Genomic DNA, 7,821 nt, shown 5'->3' with positions numbered 1-7,821 from the left:
GTTCGAACTACGCGCTCGGTGGCGTCCTCGCCGCGTACGGCGCGCAGTACGGCCTGGTCGTCGCGATCCTGTTGCCGCTGGCCGTGTGTTCGCTGGCGAGCTCACGCAGCTCGCCGCCGACGCCGTGGCGCTCCGCCAAGGCGTGGGACTGCGCGGCCAGCGCGAAGGTGAGCTTGTTGTAGGAGGCGAAGGCAAGCTTGAGCGCCGACGCCGTCCCGACCGGGCCGTCCAGCACCACGGGCCGGAGATCGGTGCCCGCGAACAGGCTTTCCAGGGGTGCGACGGCGGTCGCGGGCCCGGACAGGTAGAGCCGGGTGGTCCCGGCCTGCCGCGGCGGCGGGCCGACGATCCCGCCGTCGGCGACGGTCGCCTTGTCCAGGATCCGCGCGATCTCGGTCGCGTGCCGCGGGCTGATGGCGTTGGCGTCGAGGTAGACGCCGGTGAACCCGGCGACGCTCCGGGCGACGTCGAGCGCGGCGGCGGGCGGGCAGATGCTGAGGATCACGTCGCACCCGGCGAGGTCTTCGGCTTCGGTGAGCCCGGCGTCCTCGGCCCGGCGGCGCGTCGCGGGGCCGCGGCCGGCGGGGAGCCAGGAGGTCCGGATCCCCCGGGCGGTGAGCACCGCCCCGACGGCGGCGCCCATGGCTCCGGGATGCAGCAACCCGACGGAAGTCTTCATGCTCCCTTCCTACCGTGGTCGTGAGCGGGAAACAGGGTTGGAACCCGGTTTTCCGCTCACGATCGGCTCAGCCCACGCTCACCCGCAGCCCGCGGCGCAGCGCGTCGACCTCGTCGGCGAACATCCGGCGGGAGATCGCCGCCGTCTCGACCATCCCCGACCCGTGGAACGTGCCCGGGTAGTGGCGCAGCTCGGTCGCCACGCCCGCGTGCGCGAGGCGTTGCGCGTACTGGATCCCTTCGTCCCGCAACGGGTCGAACTGGCACGTCGTGACGAACGCCGGCGGCAACCCGGCCAGATCCGCTGCCCGGGCCGGCGCGGCGTACGGCGAAACGTCGTCGCCGCCGGGTTCCGCGTCGAGGTAGCTGGTCCAGCTGAACACCGCGTTCGGCTGGTTCCACAGCGGCGTGTCGGTGTACGCGCGCATCGACGGCGTGTCGAGCCGGTCGTCCAGCTCCGGGATTCCGAGGTACTGGAAGCAGAGTGCCGGGCCGCCGCGGTCGCGGGCCAGCAGCGCCACCGCCGCCGAGAGGCCGCCGCCCGCGCTTTCGCCGCCGACGCCGATCCGCGCCGGGTCGATGCCCAGCTCCGCCGCCTTGGCCTCGACCCATTGCAGAGCCGCGTAGCAGTCCTCGACCGGCGCCGGGAACGGGTGCTCCGGCGCCAGCCGGTAATCGACCGACACGATCACGATGCCCAGCTCGTCGACCAGCCGGAGCAGCGACGCGTGGAACATGTCCAGGTCGCCGAGGACGAACCCGCCGCCGTGGATGTAGAGCAGGCCGGGCACCGCGCCGGTGCGGTTCGCCGGGGAGTAGACGCGCACCGGGACCTCCGGCGCGTCCGACGGCCCCGGCACGGTCGTATCGCGGACGTCGATGGGGTTCGCCGGCTCGTAGGCCGGCAGGACCTCGCCCAGCTCCCCCATCGAGGAGCGCGCGGCGACCAGGGCCTCGTAGTCGGTCAGGGTCACGGCCGGCAGCATGTCCAGCCAGGGCACCAGCTCGGGATCGATCGCGTAGGTCATGCCCCGATCTTGGGCCGCCGGAGGTGGTCCCGGCCACCGCCACGCGGCGGGCGTTGCCGCTCCGAAGCTCGCCATCCGGCGGCGGCCGCGCCTATCGTGACGGCATGAAGGGGCTGCTGCTGCGCCTGTCCGGGCTCGACGCCGACGCCGAGAACGCCGTGCGGGTGATCCGGGTTCTTCGATCGCCTGATCACCGGCCACGCCGGCCTGGACGCGCTGGTGGGCAGCACGGCCGAGCTCGCCGGCTGCCCGGTCGGCGTGCACGCGCCCGGGCAGGGCCTGTCGCTGCGCGCGGAACCGGGCCACGGCGTCACGACGCCCGGCACGGCGCCGGCGGGAGCGGCCGTCCGCCGGCTCGAGGGCGGCGTCGAGGTGTGGGTGGCCCGGGGCGGCGCACCGGCTCCGCTCGACGACATGCTGCTGGAACGGTTCGCGATCGCCACCGCGATCCTGCTGGAGCAGGGCGGGGTGCCCCGGCCCGAGCTCGGCGACCCCGCGCTGGTCGAGCTGGTGCTGTCCGAGGACGCCGGGACGGCCGAGCGGTCGCGGGCCCTGCACCTGCTGGGGATCTCCCCGGCGGCGCGGTTCCGGGTGCTGGCGGGCACCGGCGTCGACGGGCTCGCCGGACGTGCGGCGCAGCTGGGCGGGGTACGCGCGATCCTGCTGGACGCCGTACCCGGCCCGCTTCCGGACGGCGGCCGGGCGGGCATCGGCCCGGAGCTGCCGGCCATCGACGCGGCCCGTTCCTGGGCCGCCGCCCGGACGGCGCTGCGCTTCACGGCGGGTTCCGAGCCGGTGGTGTGGTGGGACCGGCTCGGCAGCTTGGTCGCGTTCGCCGGCCGGCTCGACGGGCCGGACCTCGCCGAGCTGCCCGACGTCCGAGCGCTCGACCGGCTCGCGGCCGAAGCCCACGGCGACGACACCCTGGCGGCACTCGACGCGCTGTGCGCGACCGGCTCGGCCCGCAAGGCCGCGGCGGTGCTGCACCGCCACCACAGCACGATGCCGGCCCGCTTGGCCCGCGCCGAAGCGGTCCTCGGCTTCGAGGTCGACTCCCCTGCGGGTCGGTTCCGGCTGCACCTCGCCCTGATGCTGAGACGGCTGCGGGACAACGCTGCGGTCAGCTGACCGTCCTTTGAGGACGCTCGGTGGCGGCGGGCCACAACCTCAGCCGACCGTCCTCAGTGGACCCCGGAGCAGGTCTTCCGCCGCCCCGGCCCACTCGGGGTGGTCGAAGCCGAACCCCGCGTCCCGGAGGCGCCCTGGGACCACGCGGCGGCTCTTCAGCAGCAGCTCCGTGTCCGAGCGCAGCACGAACGCCCCGATCTCCGCCATCCACCTCGTCGCCGGCAGGCCGAACCGGACCCCCGCCGCCTCGCGCAGGGAGCGCAGGAAGTCCCGGTACGGCAACGGTTCCGGGGCCGCCAGGTTCACCGGGCCACTCAGGTCCTCCCGCGCGATCAGGAAGTCGATCGCGCGGACCAGGTCGTCCTCGTGGATCCACGACAGGTACTGGGCCCCGCCCGCGACCGGGCCGCCCAGGCCCAGCCGTGTCAGCCGCAGCAGCATCGCGAACGCGCCGCCGGGCTCCGGGCTCATCACCATCGCCGTCCGCAGCGCCACCTTGCGGGTGTGCGGCGTGTCCGCCACCTCCTGCTCGCGCTCCCACGCCCGGGCGAGGTCGACGCTGTAGGCCCAGTAGGCGGGCGCGCCCGGTTCGCCGCCGCCGAGCACGCCGGTGGCTTCGTCGTTCGGGGCGTCGAACCGGTGCGCGTAGATCGTCGCCGTGCTCATCTGCAGCCAGACCCGCGGCGGCCGCGCGGCCCGCTCGATCGCGCCGCCGACGACCCGTGCCGAATCGATCCGCGAGTTCCACATCTCCCGCAGGTTCGCCCGGGTGTACCGGCAGTTCACCGACCGGCCGGCCAGGTTGAGCACGACGTCGCCGCCGTCGATCTCCGCCGTCCACGGCCCCGCCGCCCGCCCGTCCCAGCGGACGTGGCGCACCCCCGGTTCCGGTGGGACGTCCCGCCGGGTCAGCACGACGACCTCGTCCCCGCGTGCGGCCAGCCGGCGGCTCAGCACCCGCCCCAGATGCCCGGTGCCACCGGGTAGCACGACCTTCATGAAATCCCCCTTCACAGTCCGCCCACCATCACGGTACCGAAAGAGTTGAACACGTTCAAATAGTCTGGGCACCGGCCAGGACGTCGTCGTTCCGGGCCCGGGACGCCCCGGGCGGGCATAGAGTCGGCCGATGACCGCTGCAGCCGCGCCGCCGATCGTCACCGGGGTGGACGGGTCGGCCGAGTCCCTGGACGCCGTCCGGTGGGCCGCGCGAACCGCCTGCCTGCGGGACGCGGCCCTGGAGATCGTGCACGCCCTCGACGTCCCGGCCCTGCTCACGGGCGGCGTCGTGCCGCCGCCGGAGGAGATGGTCGACGCCCTGCGCGCCCGCGGCCGGCGAGCCCTGCGCATCGCGCGGGAACTGGCCGCCGCGCAAGGGGTTCCCGGCGCGACGACCCGGCTCGACCCCGACCGCGCCGCCCAGGCGCTGATCGAAGCGTCCCGGGCGGCCGCCCTGCTCGTCGTCGGCTCCGCCGGGCACGGGCGGCTCACCAGCCTGCTCGCGGGCTCGGTCGCCGCGGCCGTCGGGACCCACGCGCGCTGCGACACCGTCGTCGTCCGCGGGGACAGCTGGGACGAGCCCGGCGCGGGCGAACGCCCGGTCGTCACCGGCATCGACGGCAGCGAAGCCGGCACCCGCGTGCTCGCGGCGGCGCTCGCCGAAGCCCGCGTCCGCCGCGCACCGCTGGTCGTGCTGCACGCCTGGACCGACGCCCCGCCGCCGCGGCCCGACCCGCGCTGCGTCGCCGACGCCGGGCGCCGGCTGCTCGGTGAACGGCTCCACGACCACGACCTCGGCGACCTCGCGGTCGAGCAGGTCGTCGTCCACGCCCACCCGCGGCGCGAACTGATCGAGCGCAGCGGGTCCGCCCAGCTGGTCGTCCTCGGCGACCGCGGCCGCGGCGGTTTCCCCGGGCTGCTGCTCGGGTCCACCGGCCAGGCGCTGCTGCACCACGCGGCGTGCCCGGTCCTGCTCGTCCGCACCGCCTCCGGAGGGAAGCGGGACGGAAGCCCGATCCGGCAGGATGGCCCCGACCGAGAGCGAGGGATCAGATGAAGACAGTGGTGCGAGCCGGGCTCGTCGCGATGCTGGCCACGACGCTGGCGGCCCCGGCACAGGCGGCGAACGTCAAGCAGGTCACGAGTGTCTGCCACGCCGCCGGGTTCAGCGGGACGTTCACGCTGCGGTACGAAACCTCCGGCGGCTACCACCACCCGCTCGGCTCGATCACCACGTCGGGCCCGTACATCGGCGACTCGGGCACGCAGTCGCTGCGGATCTCCTACCAGGACGGGCTGGGCACGCACACCGTCTACACCCGGATCGGCCCGGCGACGAACGGCACCGCGTCGCTGCCGGCGGGGCTCGCGATCCCGGCCACCGCGCGGGGCACCGCGGCCACGACGTTCGACAACGGCACGACGTCCTGCGTCGCCACCGTGCCGATCACGTAGGCGTCACCGGGCCACCGAGGAGGCGCACGCGGGCGGTCCTGCTCGCCGTCGCCCTGGTGCGGACGGCCGTAAGTAGTGCTTTTCCCGGCGGCCGAGGGACCCGTGACGGCACCGGTCGCCACCCGTGCGGCACCCGCCCCCGCGACGGCGGAAACCCCCGGCCGGGCCTCGAATCGTGCGTTTCCCGGACGTCCGCCCGGACAACCGACGGCCGCGGGTCCCTTGATCGACGGCGGCCGGGTCCGGCCGCCGTCGATCGACACTTAACCGTCGCGGCTTTTCCATCCTGTCGACGTATCTCGCGCGGCCGACCCCGCTCCTGTACGCCTGAGCGCGGACGCGTCCGCGGCAGAGGGGCGGGGATGGTCGGGAACACCACCGGCGGGGTGGACCTCGGAGTACTGGGACCGTTCGAGGTCCGGATCGGCGGTGCGCCGCGCGACGTCGGCGGGCCGCGCCTGCGGACCCTGCTCGCCGTGCTGGCGGCGGAGTCGGGGCGCGTCGTGAGCGTCCCCGCGCTCGGCCGCGCGCTGTGGGGCGAGCGGCCACCCGACCACGCGGACCGGACCGTGCGGACGTACCTGTCGCGGCTGCGCGGTTCCGTGGACGGCCGCCTGATCCTGACCCGCTCGCCGGGCTACGTGCTGCGCCTGGCCCCCGAGGCCCTCGACGCGGCGCGGTTCGAGCAGCTCGCCGCCGAAGGACGTCGCGCGCTCGCCGCCGGTGAACCCGCCGCCGCCCGCGAGCGCCTGACCGCGGCTTTGGCGCTGTGGCGCGGGAAAGCGTACGAGGAATTCCCCGGCGTCGAGCCGCTCCGCGCCGAGGGGCTGCGGCTGGAACGGTTGCGCCACAACGCCGTCCAGGACCGGATCGACGCCGACCTGGCCACCGGCGAGGACACCGGCCTGATCGCCGAGCTGGAGTCGCTGACCGCCGCCTTCCCCGGCCACGAACGGCTGTGGGGTCAGCTGATGACGGCGCTCTACCGCGCCGGGCGCCAGGGCGACGCGCTGGAAGCGTTCCGCCGGGCCCGGCACGGGCTGATCACCGCGTCCGGCGTGGAGCCCTCGCCGGTGCTGGCCCAGGTGCACCGGCAGGTGCTCGCCCACGACCCGGGCCTGCTCCCGGCGCGGCCCGGAACCGTGGTGACCGTCCCGGACGACGCGCTGGCCGCCGGCGAGCACGCCCTGCTGGAGGACGGCGACCTGCGGACCAGCCGCGAGCACTTCGAGACCGCCTACCGCCGTGCAGAGCAGGCCGGGGACGCCGACGCGCTCGCCCGCGCGGCGCTCGGGCTGGGCGGGGTGTGGGTGCACGAACACCGGACGGCCGCCGCGTCGGAGCTGCTCCTGACCCGCCTGCGGCACGCGCTGGCGGAGGTGGACCCGGCGTCGGCCGTGGCCCGCCGGCTGCGGACCCGGCTCGCGGGCGAGGAGGACTACCAGGCCGTCACGCACGACCGGATCCTCGCCATCGCCGCGGAAACCCGGGAAGCCGGCGACCCGGTCGCGCACGCCGAGGCGCTGAGCCTGGCCCACCACTGCCTGCTCGGCCCGGACCACACGGCCCGGCGGCACGCGCTGGCCACCGAGCTGGTCGGGGTGAGCGGGCGGTCCGGGCGGCGCACCGACCTCGTGATGGGCGTGCTGTGGGACACCGTCGACCTGTTCCTGGCCGGCGACCCGCACGCCCAGCGGCGGCTCGGCGAACTCGACGACCTCCTGGCGGCGCGCAAGCACCTGGCCGCGGGGTTCGTCGCCGACGCGCTCAAGGTCATGCTCGCCATCCGCGCGGGCCGGTTCCGCGAGGCCGAGCAGGGGGCCCAGGCCTGCGCGGAGCTCGGCCAGGCGGCCGGTGACCTGGACGCGCTCGGCTGGTACGGCGCGCAGCTGGTGGCGATCCGGTGGTTCCAGGGCCGGCTCGGCGAGCTGGTGCCGGTGCTGGACGGGCTGATGCACTCCCCCACGCTCAGCCCGATCGACAACTCGTACTACGCGGCGCTGGCCGTGGCGGCCGCTTCGTCGGGCGACCGCCGGACGGCCGCGGGAGCGCTGGCCCGCCTGTGCGGCGAGGACCTGGGCGCGCTGCCGCGGTCGAGCACGTGGCTGATCTCCCTGTGCGGCGTGGCGGAAACGGCCTACCTGCTGGGCGACGCGGAGACGGCGACGCGGGTTTCCGAGCTGCTCCGCCCGTTCGGCCACCTGCCGGCGATGGCGAGCCTGGCCATCGCGTGCTTCGGCTCGATCCACTACCCGTTGGGCACAGCGGCCCTGACGACCGGCGACCTGGACCGCGCGGTCGCCCACCTGCGGGCGGCGGTCCAGCACAACCTGGCCCTGGCCCACTGGCCGGCGGTGGTGTTCTCCCGCCGCCGCCACGCGGAAGCACTGGCCCGGCGCGGCGGCCCGGGGGACGCGACGGCGGCGGCGAGCGAGCTGGCCGCGGCCGAGGAAGAGGCTCGGACGTTCGGGGAACCGGCCCGGTGAAAGGGTTTCGACTCGCGGACCGGGTTCGTCCGGTCAGGAGCCGGATC

At 75.4% G+C, this 7,821-nt stretch carries 7 protein-coding genes; 4 read left to right on the top strand and 3 right to left on the bottom strand.

Annotated elements, in window-relative coordinates; translation table 11 throughout:
* Nucleotides 1-7: 7 nt before the first annotated feature.
* Together ABZ342_RS16840 and ABZ342_RS16835 are read right to left on the bottom strand one after the other, a co-directional pair.
* Nucleotides 8-679 carry a phosphogluconate dehydrogenase gene (locus tag ABZ342_RS16840; protein ID WP_360473673.1) on the bottom strand — a complete coding sequence of 224 codons (672 nt, stop codon included), beginning with the start codon at nt 677-679 and terminating at the stop codon, nt 8-10.
* A gap of 67 nt (nt 680-746) precedes the next feature.
* A complete protein-coding gene (locus ABZ342_RS16835; protein WP_360473655.1) occupies nt 747-1,706 on the bottom strand; it encodes an alpha/beta hydrolase in 960 nt (319 codons plus the stop codon).
* A gap of 219 nt (nt 1,707-1,925) precedes the next feature.
* On the opposite strand from ABZ342_RS16835, the gene ABZ342_RS16830 reads away from it, so the two are divergent.
* Nucleotides 1,926-2,834, top strand: a complete 909-nt coding sequence (locus ABZ342_RS16830) for a helix-turn-helix domain-containing protein (RefSeq protein WP_360473653.1) — start codon at nt 1,926-1,928, stop codon at nt 2,832-2,834.
* A 39-nt stretch (nt 2,835-2,873) separates the two neighbouring features.
* On the opposite strand, the gene ABZ342_RS16825 is transcribed toward ABZ342_RS16830, so the two are convergent.
* Nucleotides 2,874-3,833 carry a TIGR01777 family oxidoreductase gene (locus tag ABZ342_RS16825; protein WP_360473651.1) on the bottom strand — a complete coding sequence of 320 codons (960 nt, stop codon included), beginning with the start codon at nt 3,831-3,833 and terminating at the stop codon, nt 2,874-2,876.
* A 130-nt stretch (nt 3,834-3,963) separates the two neighbouring features.
* Here ABZ342_RS16825 and ABZ342_RS16820 point away from each other — a divergent pair, with 130 nt between their 5' ends.
* The 3 genes from ABZ342_RS16820 to ABZ342_RS16810 all read left to right on the top strand — a co-directional run bounded on the left by ABZ342_RS16820 (nt 3,964) and on the right by ABZ342_RS16810 (nt 7,774).
* Nucleotides 3,964-4,890: a universal stress protein gene (locus ABZ342_RS16820; RefSeq protein WP_360473649.1), complete on the top strand. Its 927-nt coding sequence runs from the start codon at nt 3,964-3,966 to the stop codon at nt 4,888-4,890.
* The gene (locus ABZ342_RS16815) at nt 4,887-5,288 is read left to right on the top strand and encodes a hypothetical protein (protein WP_360473647.1); all 402 of its coding nucleotides are present in this window, start codon (nt 4,887-4,889) and stop codon (nt 5,286-5,288) included. Before ABZ342_RS16820 ends, ABZ342_RS16815 begins: the two co-directional genes overlap by 4 nt.
* Before the next feature lie 362 nt (nt 5,289-5,650).
* Nucleotides 5,651-7,774, top strand: coding sequence for an AfsR/SARP family transcriptional regulator (locus tag ABZ342_RS16810; protein WP_360473645.1), 2,124 nt, complete (start codon nt 5,651-5,653; stop codon nt 7,772-7,774).
* The last annotated feature ends 47 nt before the right edge of the window (nt 7,775-7,821 follow it).

Origin of the sequence: Amycolatopsis sp. NPDC005961, assembly GCF_040629235.1 — a bacterium.
In the GTDB taxonomy this organism is placed as follows: domain Bacteria; phylum Actinomycetota; class Actinomycetes; order Mycobacteriales; family Pseudonocardiaceae; genus Amycolatopsis; species Amycolatopsis camponoti.
The sequence above is the reverse complement of the archived record's forward strand: the minus strand, read 5'-3'. Positions and strand labels throughout refer to the sequence as shown.